General features: G+C 61.0%; 11 protein-coding genes. 4 read left to right on the forward strand and 7 right to left on the reverse strand.

All coding sequences use genetic code 11. The features are described from left to right. Window positions 1-123: 123 nt before the first annotated feature. From ACIQVE_RS12930 to ACIQVE_RS12950, 5 genes are all read right to left on the reverse strand, one after another. Window positions 124-348: an MbtH family protein gene (locus ACIQVE_RS12930; RefSeq protein WP_187679525.1), complete on the reverse strand. Its 225-nt coding sequence runs from the start codon at window positions 346-348 to the stop codon at window positions 124-126. Between the two features lie 83 nt (window positions 349-431). After that, window positions 432-1844, reverse strand: a complete 1413-nt coding sequence (locus ACIQVE_RS12935; protein ID WP_402808653.1) for an aspartate aminotransferase family protein — start codon at window positions 1842-1844, stop codon at window positions 432-434. Between the two features lie 143 nt (window positions 1845-1987). Beyond that, the gene (locus tag ACIQVE_RS12940) at window positions 1988-2473 is read right to left on the reverse strand and encodes a GNAT family N-acetyltransferase (RefSeq protein ID WP_402808656.1); all 486 of its coding nucleotides are present in this window, start codon (window positions 2471-2473) and stop codon (window positions 1988-1990) included. Between the two features lie 215 nt (window positions 2474-2688). After that, a complete protein-coding gene (locus ACIQVE_RS12945) occupies window positions 2689-4011 on the reverse strand; it encodes an ATP-binding protein (protein ID WP_402808659.1) in 1323 nt (440 codons plus the stop codon). Then, complete coding sequence (locus tag ACIQVE_RS12950) at window positions 4011-4691, reverse strand: response regulator (RefSeq protein WP_402808662.1); 681 nt, start codon at window positions 4689-4691, stop codon at window positions 4011-4013. The genes ACIQVE_RS12945 and ACIQVE_RS12950 overlap by 1 nt, the downstream gene beginning before the upstream one ends. A 274-nt stretch (window positions 4692-4965) precedes the next feature. Here ACIQVE_RS12950 and ACIQVE_RS12955 point away from each other — a divergent pair, with 274 nt between their 5' ends. From ACIQVE_RS12955 to dsbG, 4 genes are all read left to right on the forward strand, one after another. Further along, window positions 4966-5655 carry a hypothetical protein gene (locus ACIQVE_RS12955; RefSeq protein WP_402808665.1) on the forward strand — a complete coding sequence of 230 codons (690 nt, stop codon included), beginning with the start codon at window positions 4966-4968 and terminating at the stop codon, window positions 5653-5655. Between the two features lie 95 nt (window positions 5656-5750). Continuing rightward, entirely contained in the window at window positions 5751-7484 is a 1734-nt protein-coding gene (dsbD, locus tag ACIQVE_RS12960) for a protein-disulfide reductase DsbD (RefSeq protein ID WP_402808667.1), read from the forward strand. After that, window positions 7484-8365 carry a prolipoprotein diacylglyceryl transferase family protein gene (locus ACIQVE_RS12965; RefSeq protein ID WP_402808671.1) on the forward strand — a complete coding sequence of 294 codons (882 nt, stop codon included), beginning with the start codon at window positions 7484-7486 and terminating at the stop codon, window positions 8363-8365. Before dsbD ends, ACIQVE_RS12965 begins: the two co-directional genes overlap by 1 nt. After that, on the forward strand, window positions 8341-9111 hold the full coding sequence (dsbG, locus tag ACIQVE_RS12970) for a thiol:disulfide interchange protein DsbG (protein ID WP_402808673.1): 771 nt from the start codon (window positions 8341-8343) through the stop codon (window positions 9109-9111). Before ACIQVE_RS12965 ends, dsbG begins: the two co-directional genes overlap by 25 nt. Window positions 9112-9214: 103 nt before the next feature. Here dsbG and ACIQVE_RS12975 read toward each other — a convergent pair whose 3' ends face one another. Both ACIQVE_RS12975 and ACIQVE_RS12980 read right to left on the reverse strand, forming a co-directional pair. Next, on the reverse strand, window positions 9215-10030 hold the full coding sequence (locus tag ACIQVE_RS12975; RefSeq protein ID WP_402808676.1) for an alpha/beta fold hydrolase: 816 nt from the start codon (window positions 10028-10030) through the stop codon (window positions 9215-9217). 232 nt (window positions 10031-10262) lie between these two features. Further along, window positions 10263-23261 carry a non-ribosomal peptide synthetase gene (locus ACIQVE_RS12980; protein ID WP_402808678.1) on the reverse strand — a complete coding sequence of 4333 codons (12999 nt, stop codon included), beginning with the start codon at window positions 23259-23261 and terminating at the stop codon, window positions 10263-10265. Between the last annotated feature and the right edge of the window lie 279 nt (window positions 23262-23540).

Genomic DNA, 23540 nt, shown 5'->3' on the forward strand with positions numbered 1-23540 from the left:
TATGCAGATCCAATGTGGGAGCGAGCTTGCTCGCGAAGAGGCCAGCACAGACAACTCAAATTCCGGACATGAAAAAACCCGCTGACTGTCTCCAGTCCAGCGGGTTTCTTTTTGCCTGTCAGCTTATTGAACAGCTGCCTGCCCTTCCATCTTCTGGCGCAGGCTGAGTGGGCGCATGTCGGTCCAGACTTCTTCGATGTAGGCCAGGCATTCCTTTTTCAGGCCGCTCTTGCCCACGGTGCGCCAGCCTTCTGGCACGGCTTTGTAATCTGGCCAGATCGAATACTGCTCTTCGTGGTTGACCACGACCTGAAAAAGGATGTCCTCACGGTCGAATACTGACGTCATGCTGGTTCTCCATCGTTGTAAGGGTGGGCTGCACATCGGGTGCAGCCGGGTATGTAGAAAGAACGTTCGGCGCGCTGCAAAATTTACACAGCGGCAGTAGCGGCGGCCAACGCACGACCAAAGATCTCGGCAACGCGATCAATTTCGGCGGCAGTGATTACCAGTGGTGGCAGGAAACGCACCACGGCACCATGACGACCGCCCAGCTCCAGAATCAAGCCGCGCTTGAGGCATTCGCGCTGTACCAGCGGCGCCAGACGCGCAAACGCCGGCGGGTGGCCGAGCGCATCCGGGGTGCCAGTCGGGTCCACCAGCTCAACGCCCAACATCAGGCCAAGACCCCGAATATCGCCCAGTTGCGGGAAATCACGCTGCAGAATGCGCAGGTGCTCGCTCAGGCGTTCACCCATGGCGGCGGCGTGTTCGCACACCTTGTGTTCAAGCAGATAACGCATCACCGCGGAACCGGCAGCCATCGCCATCTGGTTGCCACGGAACGTGCCGGCGTGGGCGCCCGGTTGCCAGGTGTCGAGCCACTCGCGATAGACCACCACCGCCAGCGGCAGGCTGCCGCCGATGGCTTTGGACAGCACCACCACGTCCGGGGTGATACCGGCGTGCTCGAAGGCGAACATCTTGCCAGTGCGGGCAAATCCGCTCTGGATCTCGTCGACAATCAGCGCCACACCGGCCTTCTCGGTGATCCGACGCAAGCCGCGCAGCCATTCGATGTCGGCCGGAATCACCCCGCCCTCACCCTGCACCGCTTCGACGATCACGGCCGCAGGCAATTGCACGCCGGCCTCGGGATCGTTGAGCAGATTTTCCAGGTAGCTCAGATTGGCCTTCACCCCGGCCGCGCCGCCGATGCCGAACGGACAGCGGTAGTCATATGGAAACGGCATGAATTGAACGCCGTTGCTGAGTAACGCACCCAGCGGTTTTTTCGGCCCCAGGCTACCCATCAGGCTCAAGGCGCCTTGGCTCATGCCGTGATAACCACCGGAGAACGACAACACCGTGCTGCGACCGGTGGCCGTGCGCACCAGTTTCAATGCCGCTTCCACTGCGTCAGTACCGGTCGGGCCGCAGAACTGGATCTTCGCTTGCGACGCCAGTTCTGCCGGCAGCAAACCGAACAGATCCTGCACGAACTGATCCTTGACCGGGGTGGTCAGGTCCAGCGTGTGCAGCGGCAGTTCATCGGCCAGCACCTGCCGGATCGCTTCGATCACCACCGGATGGTTATGCCCCAGTGCCAGCGTGCCAGCCCCGGCCAGACAGTCGATGAACGTGCGTCCTTCGACATCTTCGACATACAGACCCTTGGCGCGTTTGAGTGCCAAGGGAATGCGTCGCGGATAGCTGCGGGCATTGGACTCCTGCTGTGCCTGACGAGCCAGCAATGGCGATTCATTGAACTCATACAACGTTTCCGCTGGCGCCGAGGTGACCCGGGGCGACGACTCTCTGATAAGGCTGGTGGCGACTGACATCTCTCGACCCCTCGATTCGCTATGGATAGTGACCAAAACAACACACCGGACAGGTGCGCATTCCGGTCGCGGGGCGCACTTGCAGGTTTTCCTGTTCTGGAAACGCATAAGCGAGGCAAGGATTTAGCCCCTTGATCGACTGTTCATCCGGACATGGCCAGCGGCTTGGACATGGGCAGGATCTGCAAGCCAATATGCGGGAGGGAGGGTGCAGAATCGCGGTAACCCAGATGGCGGTAGAACGCTTCGCCGGTGCGAGTGCTGTTGAGGTGGGCGGTGCGCACACCGCGAACCCGCAACCAGCCTTCCAGATCGTTCATCAGCGCCCTCCCGGCGCCACGGCGAAATGATTCCGGTTGTACGTGGCAGAGCACGACGTCGCCATTTAAACGGGCCATGCCGATACCGACCGGTTTGTCCGCCAGCATGGCAATACTCAGATAGAAGTGTGGATCGGCGAGCCAGGCACTGATGACATCGGCAGACTGCTGCCGGGTCCAATCACTGACGATCAACGGGTCGTTGCGGTGATCGAGCGCACAACCAAAACGGATCGAGCGTTCGATAATACGGCTGATGATTCCGACGTCGGCCAGAATGGCCGGACGAATGCAGACAGGTGCTTGCATGGCGCTGTTCCCTCAATCCATTGAGTCAAGGCTGGCGCTGACCTTAACGTCAGCGCCGCCGATTAACCAATGCAGAGAAGTTACATTTGATGTGCAGACACAAATCCTTGTGGGAGCGAGCTTGCTCGCGAAGGCGGTGGGTCAGTCCGTATTGATGTTGCCTGACACAGCGCTTTCGCGAGCAAGCTCGCTCCCACAGGTTTTTTGCGCAAAATTCAAACTGCTTGCAACGGCATCGTCAGCTCGACGCGCAGACCATCCGGGCGGCTATCGAAATGCAGAGCACAATCGCAACGCTGGACGATCGCCTGGACAATCGCCAGGCCGAGGCCACAACCGGTGCTCTGGCCGTTGCGCCAGAAGCGCTGGGTCAGATGTTGCAAATCGTCCGGCGCAATGCCCGGACCATGGTCGCGCACGACAAAACGTACGCGGTTGCCGATGGTTTCCAGACTCAGCTCGACCGCACAATCCTCAGCCGTATGGCGCAGGGCGTTGTCGAGCAGATTGCGCAAGGCGGCAATCGACAGCACCGCAGGCATTTGCAACGGTGCGGACGAAAGCTCGGTCGGCAGGTGCAATTTGATCCGCAAACGCTCACCACCGGTAGCGTCGGCAATCGCCAGCCTGGCCACTTGCTCGGCGCTGTATTGCGAGCCGTCGTCGAAGGACAGACTGCCCTCGACCCGCGCCAGCAACAGCAATTGCTCAAGGGTTCGATGCAAACGGTCAGCGCCCTCCTCGGCCCGCGCCAGCGACTGATCGCGGGCGCTGCCTTCGGTCATGCGTGCCACTTGCAGGTGAGTCTTGATCGCCGTCAGTGGGCTGCGCAGTTCATGCGCGGCGTCACCGGTCAACCGACGCTCGCGCTCGATGGTCTTGCCGATGCGCTGGAACAGTTGATTTTGGGTATCGAGCAACGGCTTCAACTCGCTGGGAAACGATTGCAATTGCAGCGGCTCGAGCGAGTCGGCATTACGCCGCATCAAGGCTTCGCGCAGACGATTGAGCGGTGCCAGGCCTTGCCCGATTCCCAGCCACAACAGGCACAGACAGCCAAGCAACGCCACGCCCACCGGCACCGAAGCCGCCAGCAGGATCGACATGTTCAGGGCTTCGCGTTCGATCTGCCGGTCCGCCGTGGTAATCCGTACATCGCCCCGTGCGAGGGTGAAGCTGCGCCACGGCGCGCCGTCGATCATCTGATCGTGGAAGCCCATTTTCTCGGCTTCCAGCGCTTGCTCGGGGTTGTTATGACTGCGCGCGAGAATTTCCCCGCGCAGCGAGCTGACCTGACAGGCCATGCCGCCGGGAATGTTCAGTTGCTCGGCACTGAAATGAGTGCCTTCGCCCTTGCTCGGCAGTGTCGGCAGTTGCTCCAGCAACCCGGCGACCATGCGCGCCGAAGCCACCAGACGCTGGTCGAGGGAAAACATCATCTGGTTGCGCAGGTCGCTGAGCATCCAGGCCGCTGCCAGCGCCCAGATCAACGCAAACGCGGCGCCGAGGGTCAGGCTCAGGCGCAGGCGCAGGCTCATCACTTGCCTTGATCTCCACCATCGGCCGGCCCCAGGCGATAGCCCAGACCGCGCACGGTTTCGACGATGCCTTTACCGAGTTTGCTGCGCAGGTGATGGATGTGCACGTTCAGCGCGTTGCTTTCCAGCTCATCGTTGAAGCCATAGACGCTGTCCTTCAACTGCTCGGTGGACAGGACCCGACCGCGATTGTGCAGCAGTGCCTGCAACAGGGCCTGTTCGCGCCGCGACAGGTCCACGGATTGCCCGGCCAGCATGGTTTCGCGACTGCTCGGGTCGTAGGTCAGCGCTCCGTGCTCGATCAGGTTGACGCTGCGCCCGGCTACCCGCCGCAACAAGGTTTGCAGACGGGCGAACAACTCACGCAGATCGAACGGTTTGAGCAAATAGTCATCGGCACCGGCCTGCAAACCGTCAACGCGATCAGTGACCGAGTCGCGCGCGGTAAGGATCAGCACCGGAATCTCCAGGCCGTGCTGGCGCAACTGCTGCAACAGTTTCAAGCCATCTTCGTCGGGCAAACCGAGATCAAGCACCATCACGTCAAACTCGGCAACCTTGAGCATCGCCCGGGCCTTGGACGCCGTATTGACATGCTCGACGGTCAAGCCTTGAGCCGTGAGGCCGGCAACGATGCCACTGGCGATCAGCTCATCGTCTTCGCAAACCAGTACGTGCATGGGAGCTCCCTGAGCAAAAACGCGAGTGAAGCAGGTGAGGATTAAGCGGCAATTATGGCCGGCCCCGGGGGTAACGGGAAGCCGAGCGAAAAATCGTCCGTGCCTGCACGGCTACATCGACTGTTTGAAATAGGCAAACAGCACGCAACTCACGCCCCAACAAAAAGCTCATGAAATAAATCCCGACATATAGCCGCTACATTTAAATAACTTCCCGGGATAGCCTGAGCAGGCACTAACAAAACTACATTTCCATTAAAAGGACTTAATAAACATGCCTGCATTGAACAACTTTGTTGCGGTCGACTGGCGCTCTGGCCCGGATCGCATTTACTTTTTCTTCAAGGATACCGACACCTATTCTCGGTTCAACATCGGCGGCGATGTTCCGAACGGCTATCCCGCCTCTACCCACGGTAGATGGGATACTTTCACGCCTTATATCCAAGACCTGCGCTTCGGATTCACCACGACCTCGTTGGGTTTTAACACCGGCAGCGACGAAGATATCGCCTGGCTGTTCTTTTACTACGGCGACACCCCGGCGGTCTGCAAATACAATCAGGATGAAGACAAGGTCTCAGGCATCTACACGGTTGCAGACTCGCTCTGGAAGCCGATACTCCCTTACTTTGACAAAATCATTGCCGGCACCTGGACAGAGGTTTCCGGCCACCCTTTCCTATTCAAATTCATTCTCGATGACGGTCATTACCTGAGCTTCAACTACAAGGCAAAAACACTCACCCGCAATGCCTTTGGGCAAAACCGCCTGGGTGCCTTGACCCCCTACAAAGACCGGATCATCACGGCAGCCCAAAACGATCGAACTTTCGCCGACAGCTATTGGTATATTTTCCTCACCCATAACCAGTATCTTGTTTACAACATACAGGCCGACAAGCTCGTATCCGGCCCGCACACCATCAACGAAAGCAACTGGCCAGGGTTGTTACGCAACTGATCTGGTCGGCAGCGGCATCACAGGGCGCGGTTAATCATCGGTTAATCGCTACCGCCCATTGTGCCCTCACTTGCACAGGGACAAGGCTCCTCTCCATGCGTCATATTTTTTTACTGTTTGCGCTGCTGATCTCGGGCCTGGCCCAGGCGGGAAATAATCCTTTCGAGACAAAACCGGAATTTCTGCCGGTCGATAAAGCGTTCGTTCTGACCTCCGAGCGTCTGGAATCAGGTGAAACTCAGCTGTTCTGGCAGATCACCGACGGCTACTACCTGTATCAGAAACGCCTCAAATTCGACGGTTTGAGCGCTGCACAACAGCCGACGCTCCCCGAGGGCGAATCCCACAGCGACGAGTTTTTCGGGGAGCAACCGGTTTACCGCCAAGGGCTGGAGCTAAAGATCCCGGCGACGGCGACCGGTCAAATCAAGGTCAGCTATCAGGGCTGCGCCGATGCAGGTCTGTGTTACCCACCGCAAACCCGGGTGATTGATCTGGGTGGCAAGGCGACCACAGCGGCAAGCGCAGAGGCACCGGATCAAGCCTTGGCCAGCAGCCTGCAACAACGGGCGCTGGGCTGGAGTCTGTTGGTGTTTTTCGGCCTCGGCCTGCTGCTCGCCTTCACCCCTTGCACGTTGCCGATGTTGCCGATTCTGGCGGGGATGATTGTCGGCAGCGGCGCGACGCCGCGCCGGGGTTTCGCACTGGCCGGCAGTTATGTGATCTGCATGGCGCTGGTGTATGCGGCGATGGGCGTGATTGCCGCGCTGCTCGGCGCGAACCTGCAGGCCTGGCTGCAAAATCCGTGGCTGCTGGGGACTTTCGCCACAGTCTTCGTGGTGCTGGCGTTGCCGATGTTCGGCTTCTTTGAACTGCAATTGCCGGTGGCCCTGCGTGACCGACTGGAACACGCCTCGCGCAGTCGCAGCGGCGGCAGCCTGATTGGCACCGGCGTCCTTGGCGCATTGTCTGGCCTGCTGGTCGGCCCATGCATGACCGCGCCACTGGCCGGTGCGTTGCTGTATATCGCGCAAAGCGGCAATGCCCTGCACGGTGGTTTGATTCTGTTCTCGCTGGGGATCGGCATCGGTGTGCCGCTGTTGCTGCTGGTGACCGTGGGTAATCGCTTCCTGCCAAAACCCGGCGATTGGATGAACCTGCTCAAGGGCGTGTTCGGTTTCCTGTTCCTCGCCACGGCTTTGCTGATGTTGCGCCCGGTGCTGGACCCGTCATTGTGGCTCGGTCTGTGCGGTGCCTTGCTGTTGATCGCCGCTTACTGTTCCTGGAAGCAGTCTGAAGGCTTCGGCCGTGTTGCCCAGTTGTTCGGCGCCACTGCGTTGCTGCTTGGGTTATGGGGCAGTTTGCTGGTGATCGGTGCAGCCGGCGGCAGTGACGATCCGTACCAGCCGTTGAAGGTTTACAGTGGCGACCGTGTCGCAAGCGCTGCGCCAAGTGGGCATGACGCGTTCATCACGATCAAGGAGCCAGCGGCACTGCAACGCGAACTGGATGCCGCCAAGTCCCAGGGCCAGTGGGTGCTACTCGATTATTACGCCGACTGGTGCGTGTCCTGCAAAGTCATGGAAAAACAGGTGTTCGGCAAAGACAAGGTGATGCAGGCGTTGAGTGACGTACGCCTGCTGCGACTGGATGTGACCGCCGACAATGCCGCCAGCCGCGAATTGCTCGGCCGCTATAAAGTGCCGGGGCCGCCGACTTTTGTCTGGATCGGCGCCGACGGCGAAGAGCGCCGCAGCCAGCGCATCACCGGTGAAGTCAATGCCGATACGTTCCTGCAACGCTGGACCACCACCCGAGACGCCGACTAATGCTGACTTTCACCCTCGGCACCTTTGCCATCGCGCTTAACCATTTGCTGCTGATCAGTGCACTGGCACTGGCGACCTTCGTCGGTTGGCGGGTGGCCAAGCGCGGTGGCGATAATCCCGAATCGGTGCTGTTCAGTCTGTTCTTGATTGGCATGCTCGCGGCCCGCGTCGCGTTTGTCGCACTGTACTGGAGCCACTACCGCAACGATCCATGGCAAATCGTCGACCTGCGCGATGGCGGTTTTCTCGCTTGGCCGGGGGTGATCGTGCTGCTGCTCGCCGCGCTGTATCGCGGCTGGCGTCGGCCGGGGCTGCGTCGGCCGCTGGGTTTTGGCGTGGCCAGCGGTGTGCTGTTCTGGGTGATGGCGACACTTTCGTTGAATATCTACGAACAAGGCACACGGCTGCCGGACATCTCCTTGCGTAACGCGGCCGGGGAAACCATCCAGCTCAGCGACTATAAAGGTGGGCCACTGGTGATCAACCTGTGGGCCACCTGGTGTCCGCCGTGCCGGCGCGAGATGCCGGTATTGGAAAATGCCCAGCAGCAACGCCCGGACCTGACGTTCCTGTTCGTCAACCAGGCCGAAAGCATGCAAAGCGTAGCGACCTTTCTCGAAACCCAGGGCCTGAGCCTGACCAACGTATTGTTCGACCGCAGTGGCCGTTTGGGTCAGGCGGTGGGTTCCATGGCATTGCCGACTACCCTGTTCTATAGCCCTGATGGTCGCCTGTTGGCCAGCCACCTGGGCGAGTTGTCGAACGCCAGTCTGGCGCGCGCACTGGAAAACTTCGACACCCCGAATTCAAATCCGAACCCGGCCACCGTACCGGCCACCTCGTCAAGGAAACTGCCATGCCCCGCCTCCGCCACCTGCTGACGCTGACTCTGGGCACTGCCCTGTTGCAACTGCCGTCGGTGCAGGCTGCTGAAGAATTGCCCGCCGCGATCAAACAGATCGAAGCCAAGGGCGCGAAAATCGTCGGCCAGTTCGACGCTCCCGACGGTTTGCGCGGTTACGCGGCGCAATACCAGAACCGCGGCATGGCGATGTACCTGACCCCGGACGGCAAGCACGTGCTGCTGGGCAACCTGTACGACGCCGACGGCAAAGACCTGAGCAGCGAGCCGTTGCAAAAACTGGTCTACGCGCCGATGGCCAAGGAAGTCTGGGCCAAGTTCGAGGCGAGCAACTGGATTCAGGACGGCAACAAGGACGCACCGCGCACGGTGTACCTGTTCAGCGACCCGAACTGCCCATACTGCAACGTGTTCTGGGAACAGGCGCGACCATGGGTCAAGTCCGGCAAAGTGCAGTTGCGCCACATCATGGTCGGGATCATCCGCGAAGACAGCCCGGGCAAATCCGCCGCGTTGCTGGCAGCCAAGGACCCGGCTAAAGCGCTGGAAGAACACGAAAAGGCCGGTAAGGGCAGTTCGCTCAAGGCCTTGAAAGACATTCCAGTAGCGGTGCAGACCAAACTGGCGGCGAACATGCAGTTGATGGATGACCTGGAGTTGCAGGCCACTCCGGCGATTTTCTACATGGACGGCAAGGGTGAACTGCAACAGCAACAAGGCGCGCCGACGCCGGACAAGTTGGCGAAAATTCTCGGGCCTAAATAAAAATTCGGCACCAGGACTGGCCCCTTCGCGAGCAAGCTCGCTCCCACAGGTTGTATGCAGTACTTGTGGGAGCGAGCTTGCTCGCGAAGAACGATGACGCAATCTAACGGTTGCGCTCAGCCAAAAACTTCAGCAACGCGTCATTCACAAACTGCGGATTCTCCAGATTGGAGATATGCCCTGCCTCCGGCACCAGCCCCCACGGGCAACCGATCAGCTCGGCCATTTCCTGTGCTTCCGTCGGTGGCCGTGGTTTGTCCTGATCGCCGCACAGCACCAGAGTGTTCGCAGCACTCAGCTCGCCCAGACGTGGCAACAGGTCATCGCGGCCGAAGGTGATGCGGCCCATCGGCACGATGCTTTCGCGTAGGCGCTCGGATGAATACCCCGCCAGTTTCGCGCGAAAGTCCTGATACAGCGCCGATTGTGGATCGATGCCAGGGAGAAAGAAAATCGGTACGACGATGTCGAGCAACGCGTCCGAGATTTCGCCGCTTTCCTCAATCTGCTTGAACAGCGAGAAGTAGTATTGACGGGTGGGCTCGGGTTCGACGCCGACGTAGGTGTCCATCAGCACCAGACCGTTAAGCCGATGCGGTGCCGACAGCGCCAGGCGCACACCCCACATGCCGCCGACCGACAGGCCGACCAAGGTGATCTGGTCGATATCCAAATGGTCGAGCAAGGCTTGCGCCTGACGCGCGATGTCATCCAGCGATGTGGTGTTTTCCGGCAATCGCCCGGACTCACCGTGCCCCCAAAGATCCAGCGCAATCACCCGATAGTGCGGCGCCAGCCCGGCGATCTGCGGCGCCCACATGGCTTGATCCGACAGGTAACTGCCCGCCAGCAACACGGCCGGGCCGGTGCCTTGATCAATGTAGTGAAGTGCTTGTCCGTCAACCGTGAAAAAAGGCATCGACTAACCCCTCAATAGCAAAAAGAGAACCGGCAGACTGAGCTGGTGGCTATGGATCGTCAACCTTGGAGATGTACATGGATGTGCCGGTCGACTTGTGCTGGATTCACTGACGCCTTCGCGAGCAAGCTCGCTCCCACAGGGATCGGAGGTGATCACAGATTTTGTGTACACCTCCGATCCATGTGGGAGCGAGCTTGCTCGCGAATAGGCCTTAACAGACGCTAAGGAATCAAAGACCCTCCAGCTCCGCCATAAGATCATTCAACCGATCCACTTTCTCCTCAGTGATTTCACTGGCCGCCAGCCCATCGATATAGTCGGCCAGTTCCGCAACCGTGCTGCACTCAAACATCGCCCGCAGCGGCACGTCGCGTTGCAAAATTTTCTGCACCCGCGAGGCGATTTGCGTGGCCAGCAACGAGTGCCCGCCGAGTTCGAAGAAGTTGTCGCGCACGCCAACCTGCTCGACCTTCAGCACCTCGGCCCAGATATCTGCCAGGGTTTGCTCCAGCTCGTTGCGCGGCGCCAGGTAATCCAGGCTCTGCAACTGCCCGATCTCCAGTGCCGGCAGGGCTTTGCGATCGAGTTTACCGTTGGCGTTGAGCGGCAGTTGTGCAAGCCACAGCCAGTGCAGCGGCACCATGTATTCCGGCAGTTCGCTGCGCAGGCGTTGCTTGATGCGCTCCAGGCGTTCGCTCGGGTTCAACACAGAATCCGCCGCCACTAAATAGCCGACCAAATGCTTGCCGTTGACGCCTTCCTGCACACCGACCGCCGCATCGCGGACTTCCGGTTGTTCGTGCAGACGCGCTTCGATTTCACCCAGTTCGATCCGGTAACCGCGAATCTTCACCTGATGGTCGACGCGACCAACGTACTCCAGCACGCCATCGCTGCGACGTCGCGCCAAGTCACCAGTGCGATACAAGCGTTCGCCTGGTGCGCCGAACGGGTTCGGCACAAACACCGGCGCGGTGCGCAGCGGATCGCTGACATACCCGCGTCCAACACCGGTGCCGGCCACACACAACTCACCCACGGCGCCCAATGGCACCAATTCCAGCGCGCCATCAAGCAAGTACAACAAGTTGTTGTCGGTGGGCGTGCCGATCGGCAAATAACTGCCGCGAGTCGAGGCCATATCGACGCGGTAGAACGCCACGTCATCCGAGCACTCCGCCGGGCCGTAAGCGTTGACCAGACCAATGTCCGGGTAACGCAGCAGCCATTGGTGCGCCAGTTCCGGCGGCATCGCTTCACCAGTCGGCAGCATCCAGCGCAGGCCGTCGAGGCTCAGGCGATCCGAAGCCAACATGCCCTGAATCAGCGACGGCACACTCTCCAGCACGGTAATACCCTGGGCCTGCAAATGCACCAGCAAACCTTGCGGATCGTGGGCGATAGTGTTCGGTACAATGTCCACCCGCGCCCCGAACAGCGGCGCGGCGAGGAACTGCCAAACCGAAATATCGAAGCTTTGCGAAGCGGTTTGCGCGATCACATCGGCGGCCGTCAGATTCAGGTACGGCAGCTTGCTCAACTGGTTGTTGAGCATGCCGCGCTGCTCGACCATCACGCCTTTCGGCAGACCGGTGGAGCCCGAGGTGTAGATCACATAGGCGAGGTTGTCCGGGCCACTGTGAATGCCCGGGTTTTGCGCCGATGTCGCCAGCGTTTGCACCTCCTCCCATACCAGCAGGCGTGGACGATTGGCGCAGCTGAATTCATCCAGCAAAGTCTGCGCCTGCTCGCGGCACGCTTCGCTGCACACCAGAACCGGGGTGCGGCTCAGCTCAATGATCCGTTGCAGGCGCTGACTCGGCAGACCCGGATCCAGCGGCAGGTAACCCGCGCCAGCCTTGAAGCTGCCGATGATCATGCCCAGCAGATCGAGATTACGCTCGGCCAGCAACGCTACCGGTTGATCCATCTGCACTCCCGCCGCAACCAGTGCATGGCCGAGACGGTTGGCATTGCGGTTCAGCTCGGCATAGCTCAATTGCTGATCGAGGCAACTGGCAGCGATGCGCTGTGGATGCGCCGCAACCTGCGCTTCGAACAGCGAAACGTAGCTCTGCTCCAGCGGATAATCGTGGGCGCTCTGGTTGCAACCGTGGAGCAGGAAGTCCTGCTCCTCACTGCCCAACAACGGCAGATCGGCCATGTCGCCATGGAAACCATCGACCAGCGCCAGCAGCAGACGCTTGAACTCGCCGAGCATGCGCGCGACCGTCGACTCGTCGAAGTAACGCTGGTCATACGACAGGTGCAGCCCAAGGTCATCGCCCGGATAGCACACCGCCGTCAGCGGGAAGTTGGTGTGGGTTCGGCCCGAATCCGAGGTCGCGTTGAGGCTCTGCGCACGGTCCAGTACCGAGACTTCTACCGGTGCGTTCTCGAACACAAAAAGGCTGTCGAACAGTGGCTGGCCTTTCGGCAATTCGCTCTGTTCCTGAATGCTCACCAGCGGCAGGTATTCGTATTCGCGCAGTTGCATGTTGCTGTCGAGCAGACCGCTCAGCCACTGACGCACGCTGGTGCGCTGATCGTCCGCCGGCATCTGCACCCGCAGCGCAATACTGTTGATGAACAGACCGACGGTGCGTTGCATTTCCGGCATTTCCACCGGACGCCCGGCCACGGTCACACCGAACAACACGTCGCGATCACCACTCATGCGCCGCAGCACCAGCGCCCACGCCGCTTGGGCGAAGGTGTTGATGGTCAGTTGATGGGCCTGAGCCAGCTCACGCAAACGGGCGCCGTCTGCAACATCAAGACGGGTGTAGCGGTCACCGACGACCATGCCGCCGCTTTCGCCGGCATGTTCACGCAGGAATGGCCGGTCGCTCGGGATCGGCGTGGTGCGCTCGAACCCTTGCAGGTTCTGCTGCCACCACTGACGCGCCTCGGCCAGGCTCTGGCGTTGCAGCCAGCCGATGTAATCGCGATAACGCGGCGGCACGCTCAGCTGAGCTTCGCGACCTTCGCCAAGCGCAGTGTAGATCTCGAAAAAATCGTTCATCAGCAGCGAACGGCACCAGGCATCGATGAGGATGTGGTGATTGCTCATCATGAACCAGTAGCGCGCCGCGCCGACCTTGATCAGACGCAAGTGGAACGGTGCCTGATTGAGCAGATCGAACCCGGCCTCGCGCTCGCTTTTCAGCAGCGCTTGCAGCTTCGGTTCTTGCTCGGCGTCGCTGATGGCGCTCCAGTCCAGATACTCGATTGGCGTGCGACCCGGCGTGTGAATCACTTGCAGCATGTCCTCGCCAACGTTCCAGCAGAACGACGCCCGCAACGCTTCGTGACGACCGACCACGGCTTGCCACGCCTGAGCGAAACGCTCGGGGTCGAGTTCGCTGTTGATGCGGTAACGATCCTGCATGTAATACAGACCGGTGCCCGGCTCGAGCAAGGTGTGCAGCAACATGCCCTCCTGCATCGGCGTCAGCGGATAGACGTCTTCGATGTGCGCGGCCGGCACCGGCAACGCATCGAGTTGCGCCTGGGTCAGTTTGGCCAGCGGGAAGTCCGACGGCGTCAGACCACCAGCCTCATCTTGCAGGCAATGCTCGATCAGACTTTGCAGTTCGCCCACGTAGGCGTCCGCCAGGTCATTAATGGTCTGCGCCTCGTAACGCTCGGCGCTGAAGGTCCAGCGCAGCAGCAGTTCACCGCCATAGACTTGACTGTCGATGCTCAGTTCGTTCGGCAACGGCGCCTGCGGATCGTGGGCCGCGCCGACCGGTTCATCCAGCGGACGGAACAGCGCATCGCTGCCGAAACTCTGGTCGAACTGGCCGAGGTAGTTGAAGGTGATCGGCGCAGTCGGCAGCGCGGCCATGCTGCGTCGGCTGAGGTCGTCAGCCAGATAACGCAGCACGCCGTAACCGAGGCCTTTGTGCGGCACGGCGCGCAGTTGCTCCTTGATCGCCCTGATCGAAGCGCCCTGCCCGGCGGCCTCTTCGATGTTGTGCGGCATCAGGCGTAATGGATAGGCGCTGGTGAACCAGCCAACAGTGCGAGTCAGGTCGATCTCGTCGAACAGGGTTTCGCGACCGTGGCCTTCCAGTTGAATCAGCGCCGAAGGCTGACCGCTCCAGCGGCACAGCACACGGGCCAACGCGGTCAGCAACAGGTCGTTGACCTGCGTGCGATAAGCACTCGGCGCCTGTTGCAGCAATTGTCTGGTGCGCTCGGCATCGAGACGCACGCTGACGGTTTGTGCGTGCCGATTCTGCTGGCCGCTCTGTGGGTTTTCACAAGGCAGATCAGCGCTCGGGCCGGCCAGTTGGGTCTGCCACCAGTTGAGTTCTTCACGCAGCGATTCGCTGCCGGCGTAGGCCTGCAAACGTGCCGTCCAGTCCTTGAAGGCACTGGTTTTCGCCGGCAGTTTCACCGACTGCCCGGCGTCTAGCTGGCGATACACGGTTTGCAGATCGTCGAGCAAAACGCGCCAAGACACCCCGTCGACCACCAAGTGATGGATGGCGACGAACAGACGTTGCTGACCCTGCGGGCCATCGACCAGCAAGGCACGTAGCAGCGGACCGTTTTCCAGATCAAGACTGCGCTGGGCATCGGCGAACAGCGCCTCGCACTGGTCCATCGATGCGACGCGTAATTGCGACAAAACAACGGCATCCGAGACCGGTTGATGTGCCGCTTGCCACTGGTCACCCACCTCGCTAAAGCGCAAACGCAAGGCGTCATGTTGCTCAATCACTGCCAGCAACGCCTGCTCCAGACACTGCGGTTCCAGCGCCACAGTCGGCTCCAGCAATAACGCCTGATTCCAGTGCTGACGCTCAGGAATATCGGTGTCGAAGAACCAGTGCTGAATCGGCGTCAGACGCGATTCGCCACTCACCAGACCTTGCTCTGCTGTCACCAACTCGGTACGGCTGGCCACAGCGGCGAGGGTTTGCACGGTCTGATGCTGGAACAGATCACGCGGACTGAAATGAACGCCCTGCTGGCGCGCGCGGCTGACCACTTGAATCGACAGAATCGAATCGCCACCCAGCTCGAAGAAGTTGTCGTTGAGGCCAACCTGTTTGACGTTGAGCACTTCGCACCAGATCTGCGCCAGCGTCTGCTCCAGCTCATTGCTCGGAGCGACGTAGTCCTGACGGTTCTGTTCGGGGTCCGGCGCCGGCAGCGCGCGGCGATCCAGTTTGCCGTTGGCGGTGAGCGGCATGCTCGCCAGCAGAATCAGGTGCGTTGGCACCATGTAATCCGGCAGTTGCGCCTTGAGGTGCGACTTCAGTGCATCGCGCAGTTCAGCGTGTTGAGCTTCAGCTTGCTCCGCAATCTCGGTGACAAGATAGCCAACCAGTTGTTTGCCACTTGGCGTTTCCAGCGCCAGCACCACGGCTTCGCGGATCGAGGGGTGATCGAGCAGGCGGGTTTCGATTTCGCCGAGTTCGATACGGAAACCACGGATTTTCACCTGATGGTCGATCCGACCCAAGTATTCGACCAGACCGTCGGCGCGCTGGCGCACCAAGTCGCCAGTGCGATACATGCGTCGGCCATCAGCGGCAAACGGGTCAGCGACAAAACGTTCGGCCGTGATACCCGGACGGTCGTGATAAGCCTGCGCCAGACCCGCGCCACCAACAAACAATTCACCGGTCGCGCCTTGCGGCACCAGCGCCAGATCGGCGTCAAGAATGTACGCCACGCGAGCACCAATCACGCTGCCGATCGGCACACTGCCGGCGCCCTCTTCGAGCACGTCCGGGGCCAGACTGGCCAGTGGCATGACCACGGTTTCAGTCGGGCCATAGGCGTTGAAGAACAGGCTCGGTTTGAACGCCGCACGAATGCGTTGCAGGTGTTCGCCGGTCAACGCTTCGCCGCCGGTGATGATCATCCGCACTGGCAGGATTTCGTTTTGCGTGGCCAGGAACTGCGCCAACTGGCTGCCGTAGCTCGGGGTGAAACCCAGGACGTTGATCCGATGAGTGCGAATCAGCCCGCAGATTTCCTCGGCATCCCACTGACCTTGTGCCCGCAACACGACCTGCGCGCCGCTGAGCAACGGCACCAGCAAACGCTCGGTGGCAGCGTCGAAGTTGATCGAATAGAAGTGCAATTCGCAGTCGTCAGGACGCATGCCAAAACGCTCGATGACGGCTTGGCAATGCATGGCGATTTCGCCGTGAGAAACCACCACGCCTTTCGGTTTACCGGTCGAACCCGAGGTGTAAATCAGGTAGGCCTGATGCTGTGGCAGGCTGATAAATGGCAGCTCGGTGGCCGGGAAATCGGCCAGTGCGGCGCTGTCCTCTTCCAGGCACCAACTCGCCACGCTCGACGGCAAATCGCCGAGGGCGTTGAACATCGCACGATCACTGAGCAGCAGACCGATGCGGCTGTCTTCGATCATGTAATGCAGGCGGTCAAGCGGGTATTCCGGGTCGAGCGGCACATAAGCGCCGCCCGCCTTGAGGATCGCCAGCAGGCCAATGACCATCTCCAGCGAACGCTCGAGCGCCAGACCAACGCGCACTTGCGGGCCAACGCCGCGCTCACGCAGGGCCCAGGCCAGACGATTGGCGCGGGCGTCGAGTTCGGCATAGCTCAACGTCTGCCCGGCGAAGGTCAGCGCTGGCGCATTTTTGCGCAGCAGCGCTTGCTCGGCAAACAGGTGATGTATGCACTGATCGAGACGATGCTCGCCCGGCTCGACGCCGAGGCTGTCGAGCAGATGCTGTTGCTCAGGTTTGTCGAGCAGCGGCAGTTCGCTGAGGCGTTGTTGCGGATCCGCGATCAGCGCCTCCAGCAGATTGCGCCAATGTCTGGCCATGCGCGCGATGGTCGGCTCGTCGAACAGATCGGTGCTATACGTCAGGCAGCAGCCGAGGCGATGGTCGAGGTCAGTGACTTCCAGGTTGAGATCGAACTTGGTCGCCCGCGCGTCGTTGGCCAGGTACTCGACGGTCATGCCGGCGAGCATGCGGCTCTGCTGGAATTCCCAGCGCTGCACGTTGCACATTACCTGGAACAGCGGGTTGTAGGCAGCGCTGCGCGGAGGCTGCAAGGCTTCAACCAAATGATCGAACGGCAGATCCTGATGGGACTGGCCTTCGATCACGGTGTGGCGCACCTGTTCGAACAACGCGCCGACCGACATTTGCCCGTCGAGCTGGCAACGCAGCACCTGAGTGTTGAGGAACGCGCCGATCAGCCCTTCGCTTTCCGGGCGGATACGGTTGGCCACCGGCGCACCGATGCGCAAATCGGTCTGGCCGCTGTAGCGGTAAAGCAGCGTGGCGAGTGCGGCGGTCATGGTCATGAACAGGGTCAGACCGTTTTGCGCATTAAACGCCCGGACTCGCGCAGCAAGGTCATCACTGAGGTCAAAACGGAACAGTTCACCCTGATGGCTCTGCACCGGCGGACGCAGACGGTCACCGGGCAACTCAAGCAGCGGATGTTCGCGGCCCAGTTGCGCCGTCCAGTAATCGAGCTGACGCTGACGCTCGCCGGACTCCAGCCAGTTGCGCTGCCAGACGCTGTAGTCGAGGTACTGCACCGGCAACGGCTCCAGCGGCGAATCGCGATCGTCGACGAAGGCTTCGTACAGCGCGCTGAGTTCGCGGGCGAAAATGTCCATCGCCCAACCTTCGGTGACGATGTGATGCAGGGTCAGGACGAAGTAATGCTCATGCTCGGCGGTCTTGACCAGACAAGCGCGCAGCAGCGGACCGGTTTCCAGATCAAACGGCAGATGCGCTTCTTCGTCGGCCAGTTGCTGGACTTCTTGCTCACGAACCTCAGCCGCGAGTTTGGAGAAATCCTTCCAGCCCATGCGCATGCCAGACTCGGCATGCACCTGCTGACGGGCCACGCCATCGACACTCGGGAACGTCGTGCGCAGGGTTTCGTGACGCAGGATCAGCGCCTGCAATGCCGCCTCGAAATGCTCGACGTGCAACACGCCACGCAGGCGCGCCATGCCGCCGACGTTGTACGCCGGGCTGTCCGGTTCCATCTGCCAGAGGAACCACATGCGTTGTTGCGAATAGGACAACGGCACTGGTTGGCTGCGGTCGACATTTTCAATCGGCGGCTGTTTGTTGGTGCGACCGCTGACCTGGATCAGACGGATCTGTTCGGCGAAATCACCGAGCTCGCTGTGCTCGAACAAGGCGCGCAACGGCAATTCGACGTCGCAGGTCTGACGGGTGCGCGAGATGATTTGCGTGGCCAGCAGCGAGTGGCCGCCGAGGGCGAAGAAATCGTCACGCAGGCCGACTTGCGCCAGGCCCAGCACTTCGCGCCAGATCGCGGCAATCTGTTGCTCCAGTTCGGTGACTGGCACGACATGCTCACGTGCTTGCCATTGCGGTTCGGGCAACGCGCGGCGGTCGAGTTTGCCGCTTGGGCTCAGGGGCATTGCGTCGAGGCGCATCAGTTGCGCCGGGACCATGTATTCCGGCAACTCGGCGGCCAGTGCGGTTTTCAGGCGAGCGATTTGCGCGTCTTGATCTTCGCTGGCGTCGGTCGCAGTGAAGTAGCCAACCAGTTGTGCGCCAGCAGCGGTTTCACGCACCAGCACCACGGCTTGAGCAACACCGATCTGCGCGAGCAGACGTGCTTCGATTTCTTCCGGTTCGACACGAAAGCCACGCAGTTTGACCTGCTGATCGAGACGGCCGAGGTATTCGATCACGCCATCGACAGCCCAGCGTGCGCGGTCGCCGGTTCGGTACAAGCGAGCGCCCTGCTCACCTAATGGGTCGACGATAAAACGTTCGGCGGTCAGTGACGGGCGACCGAGATAACCACGCGCCAGACCGATACCGCTGATGCACAGCTCACCCGGCACGCCCACAGGCACAGGATTGAGATCGGCGTCGAGCACGCGGCAGACCACGTTACCCAGCGGCCGGCCAATGGGCGAGCGCTCGCCATCAGCGCTGGTGCAATGCCAGTGGGTGACGTTGATCGCGGTTTCAGTCGGGCCATAACGGTTGTGCAGTAGCACCGCTGGCAGTTGCGCCAGGGCACGATTGCGCAGCTCCGCCGGCAAGGCTTCGCCACCGGAGAAAACCCGGCGCAGGCTGGTGCATTCAGCGCTTAGCGGCTCGTCGATGAACAGCGAGAGCAGCGGCGGCACGAAGTGCAGCGTGGTCACGCCATATTGCTGCACAAGCTGCGCAATGCGATGCGGGTCACGGTGCTCACCCGGTGCAGCAATCAGCAGGCGCGCCCCCGTGATCAGCGGCCAGAAGCATTCCCACACCGACACGTCGAAACTGATCGGTGCTTTTTGCATCAGCACGTCGCTGTCGTTCAGGCGATAAGTGCTCTGCATCCATTGCAACCGTTCAGCCAATGCCGCGTGGGTGTTGCCGACGCCTTTCGGTTGACCGGTGGAGCCGGATGTGTAAATCACGTAGGCAAGGTTGTCGCCGTGCAGATGCAGACCCGGTGCCTGGCTTGGCCAGTTCTCCAGATGCAGGGCATCCATGGCGATGACGCTGACGCCTTCGCTGGCCGGCAAGCGATCGAGCAATTCAGTCTGCGTCAGCAGCAATTCGACGCCGCTGTCGCTGAGCATGTAGGCCAGACGCTCAGCCGGGTAATCCGGATCGAGCGGGACATAAGCGCCGCCCGCCTTGATGATCGCCAACAGGCCGATCAGCAGTTGCGGCGAGCGCTCGGCCGCGATGGCCACGCAGACATCCGGGCCGACACCTTTGTCGCGCAGGTAATGCGCGAGGCGGTTGGCTTGCGTGTGCAACTCGGCAAAGTCGAGACTGCCGCCCTTCCACACCAGCGCGGTGCGTTGCGGGGTCAGGCGCAGTTGTTCGTTGAGCAATTCAGGCAGCCATTGTTGCGCCGGAGTACACGGGGCGCTGCTCCAATCTGTTTGCTGATCGCGTTCGCTGGCGGTCAACAGTTGCAGATCACCGATGGCGTTGTGCGGACGCTCGCAGACGTTGCGCAAAAGATTACTGAAATGCTCCGCCAGACGCCCGATGGTCGCGGTGTCGAACAGCTCATCGGCATAGTCGAAGGACAAGGTCAGGCGACCGTTGCGGTCTTCTTCACTGTGCAATTGCAGGTCGAACTTGGCCTCGCGGCTGTGCCACGACAACTCTTCGGCAAGCAGACCGGGCAGGCGTTTGAGTGCGCTGAGGTCACGTTGCTGATGGTTGAACATGACCTGGAACAAACCTTGTTCGCGGGCCTGCGGGAAGGCTTCGAGCAGTTGTTCGAACGGCAAGTCCTGATGGGCTTGTGCGCCGAGTGCCGCCTCGCGGGTTTGCGCCAGCAACTCGATAAACGACAGACGCGAATCAACGTCGGCGCGCAGCACCTGAGTGTTGATGAAAAAGCCGATCAGGCCTTGGGTTTCCAGGCGCGGACGGTTGGCATTGGGCACGCCCACGCGGATATCGCGCTGACCGCTGTAACGGTGCAATAGGCTCTGGAACGCCGCGAGCAACAACATGAACGGTGTTGCATCGTGCGCCTGGGCCGTCTGTCGGATGGCATCGCTGAGGCTGATGCTCAGACGTACGCTGTGGCGCGCGGCACTGCGAATGCGCTGCGCCGAACGCGGGTGATCGGTGGCCAGTTCCAGCGTCGGATGTTCATCGCCCAACTGTGCTTTCCAGTAGGCAAGCTGCCGCTCAGCCTCGCCTTGCGCCAGCCATTGGCGCTGCCAACTGCCGTAATCGGCGTACTGGGTTGGCAATGGCGCGAGCTCGGCGCGCTGGCCTTGGGATGCGGCGGCGTACAGGCGCGAGAATTCATCGATCAACACGTTCAGCGACCAGCCGTCGGCGATGATGTGGTGCATCGTCACCAGCAGTTGGTGATCTTCGTCATCAAGACGAATCAGCGTCACCCACAGCAGCGGGCCTGTTTCCAGATCGAACCGGGTACGTGCTTCGTCCTCGCGGATTTGCTCAGCGCGCGCTTCCCGCTCATGGGTTGGCAGGTCGCTGATGTCGATCCGTTGCAGGTTGAATTCAGCCGCAGCATCAATTTGCTGCAGCGCCACGCCGTCGCGCTCGAAGAAGCGCGTGCGCAGGGATTCGTGGCGTTCGATCAGTTGCTGGAAGCTTGCGCGCAAGGCGTCTTCATCGAGCCCGCCGCGCAGACGCAGCGCACCCGGAATGTTGTAGGCGCTGCTTCGCGGGTCGAGTTGCCAAGTGATCCACAAGCGGTTTTGCGCCAGCGATTGCGGCATCGGCTCAGTGCGCGACAGGGCGTTGATTTCGCCTTGAGCACTGCCGCCATCCTGTTGTTGCTGGGCCACGGCGGCGGCGAACGCGGACAGCGTCGGCGCTTCGAAAAGTACACGCAGGCTCAGCTCCAGACCGAGCGCTTCGCGCACTCGGGCGATCACTTGCGTGGCGGCAATCGAGTTGCCGCCGAGCAGGAAGAAGTGATCGTCGGTATTGACCTGTTTGACGTTCAGTTGCTCGGCCCAGATGTTGCCGATCAGGGCTTCGAGTTCGGAAGCTTGCAGGGACGATTGGGCACTTGCCGCTTCAGCCGACGGGAACACCGCGTAGCTGTCGAGGCTGCCATCGGCAAGACGATTTCGACAGGCCGAACGCTGCAATTTGCCGCTGGAGGTTTTTGGTAATGCGCCGGGATTGAGCAGGACCACCACGCTCGGCGCTTGCTGGTAAGCCTCCGCCACAGCTTGGCGGATGGCTTTGATCAGCGCTTCTGGCGGGAGGATTTTCTGCACGCTGCGGCTGATTTCCGCCGCGATGCCGATGCCTTCTTCGCCATCCTGCGTCACCGCAAATGCGGCGACCCGGCCCTTGCGCACCACTTCTACTTCGCTTTCGACCGTCTTCTCGATGTCCTGCGGATAGAGGTTATGGCCGCGCACGATCAACATGTCTTTAAGGCGACCGGTGATGAACAGTTCACCGTTACGCATGAACCCCAGGTCACCGGTGCGTAGCCAGGTGCGGCCGGCGTGCTGGACGAAAGTCTTGGCGCTGGCCTCGGGGTTGCGCCAGTAACCGTGAGCGATGCTCGGGCCAGCCGCCCAGACTTCGCCGACGGCATTGTCGGCGAGTTCTTCAAGACGTGTTGGCTCGACGATCAACACCGCGTGCTCTGGCTGGCTGATGCCGCAACTCATGATCGCGCTGCCGTCACCCGGCTCGGCACGGTTTTGCGCCAAGGCCTGATCATCCACGCGTAGCACAGGGATGCCCCTGCCGCGCGGCGTGCCGGCGACGAACAGCGTGGACTCGGCCAGACCGTAGGACGCCATGAAGCTGTCGGCACTGAAACCACACGCCGCGAATTTTTCGGCGAAACGTTCGTTGGTGTCGAGACGGATCGGCTCGGAACCGGAATAGGCCACGCGCCAGCGGCTCAGGTCGAGACGTTCCAGCGCCGATTCGCTGACCCGTTCGCTGCACAAACGGTAGGCAAAATCCGGCCCGCCGCTGATGGTGCCGCCGTATTGGCTGATCGCTTCAAGCCAGCGCAATGGCCGGCCAAGGAAGTACGCCGGCGACATCAGGATGCATGGCACGCCGCTGAAAATCGGCTGCAACAAACCGCCGATCAAACCCATGTCGTGGTACAGCGGCAGCCAGCTGACGATGACGTCGTCCGGGTTCACGTCGATGCCGAAACCGTGGCGAATCAGCAACTCGTTGGCGACCAGATTGCCGTGGCTGACCTGCACGCCTTTGGGCAGCGCGGTCGAGCCGGAGGTGTATTGCAGGAAGGCGATGTGATCGGCCGGCAGACTCGGTTCAACCCAGCGCTCAGCCAAAGCGCTGTCGAGCGTATCGACGCACAACAGCGGCGGCGCGCCTTCGATCTGTTGCAAGGCGTCGCGCAGGTCGGCGCTGGTCAGCAACAGCCGCGGTTCGGCGTCGGCAATGATCGACAGCAGGCGCTCTTGATGATGACGACGGGTCGATTCCGGCGGGTAGGCCGGCACCGCGATCACACCGGCGTACAGGCATCCGAAGAACGCAGCGACGTAATCCGCCCCACTGGGAAACAACAACACCGCGCGATCGCCGAATTCGGCTTCGCCCTGCAACGCAGCGGCAATGGTGCGCGCACGCAGGTCCAGTTCGCGATAGCTGAGTACCACAGCCTGCTCTTCGTTTTCGGCCAGAAAACGCAAGGCCAGCCGATCCGGCGTCAGGGCCGCGCGGCGCTGGAGGGCTTGGACCAGGGTGCTGGGGAGTTCGAACGCGTCGGTCATGAGGTTTCCTGCCTGAATTCGGCTTGCTAGTGGAATCGGGTTGCTGTGACACGCCCTTCCAGGGCATGCAGGACACGGTCTACGCCGACCGCGCAAGGCATGGGAATGCTGTCTGGCCGGGACTCGTTATCCGGAACCATTCACCAATGAGAACGGATGACGTCTTGAAATAATTAGTCGGCAGGCTGGATCGCCAATGGGGTCGGGGTGCGGCGGCGTGTCGCAGTTCTCAGATCGCACTATTTCAATGGATTGTTTCTCTTTCTCATTTGACAATCA

The organism is Pseudomonas sp. NPDC098747, assembly GCF_044760045.1.
In the GTDB taxonomy this organism is placed as follows: Bacteria; Pseudomonadota; Gammaproteobacteria; order Pseudomonadales; family Pseudomonadaceae; genus Aquipseudomonas.

Coding starts and splice junctions, on each gene's coding strand:
- ACIQVE_RS12955 (WP_402808665.1), top strand. CDS start 4,966: ATGCCTGCATTGAACAACTTTGTTGCGGTCGACTGGCGCTCTGGCCCG.
- ACIQVE_RS12950 (WP_402808662.1), bottom strand. CDS start 4,691: ATGCACGTACTGGTTTGCGAAGACGATGAGCTGATCGCCAGTGGCATC.
- ACIQVE_RS12975 (WP_402808676.1), bottom strand. CDS start 10,030: ATGCCTTTTTTCACGGTTGACGGACAAGCACTTCACTACATTGATCAA.
- dsbG (WP_402808673.1), top strand. CDS start 8,341: ATGCCCCGCCTCCGCCACCTGCTGACGCTGACTCTGGGCACTGCCCTG.
- dsbD (WP_402808667.1), top strand. CDS start 5,751: ATGCGTCATATTTTTTTACTGTTTGCGCTGCTGATCTCGGGCCTGGCC.
- ACIQVE_RS12965 (WP_402808671.1), top strand. CDS start 7,484: ATGCTGACTTTCACCCTCGGCACCTTTGCCATCGCGCTTAACCATTTG.
- ACIQVE_RS12945 (WP_402808659.1), bottom strand. CDS start 4,011: ATGAGCCTGCGCCTGCGCCTGAGCCTGACCCTCGGCGCCGCGTTTGCG.
- ACIQVE_RS12940 (WP_402808656.1), bottom strand. CDS start 2,473: ATGCAAGCACCTGTCTGCATTCGTCCGGCCATTCTGGCCGACGTCGGA.
- ACIQVE_RS12980 (WP_402808678.1), bottom strand. CDS start 23,261: ATGACCGACGCGTTCGAACTCCCCAGCACCCTGGTCCAAGCCCTCCAG.
- ACIQVE_RS12935 (WP_402808653.1), bottom strand. CDS start 1,844: ATGTCAGTCGCCACCAGCCTTATCAGAGAGTCGTCGCCCCGGGTCACC.
- ACIQVE_RS12930 (WP_187679525.1), bottom strand. CDS start 348: ATGACGTCAGTATTCGACCGTGAGGACATCCTTTTTCAGGTCGTGGTC.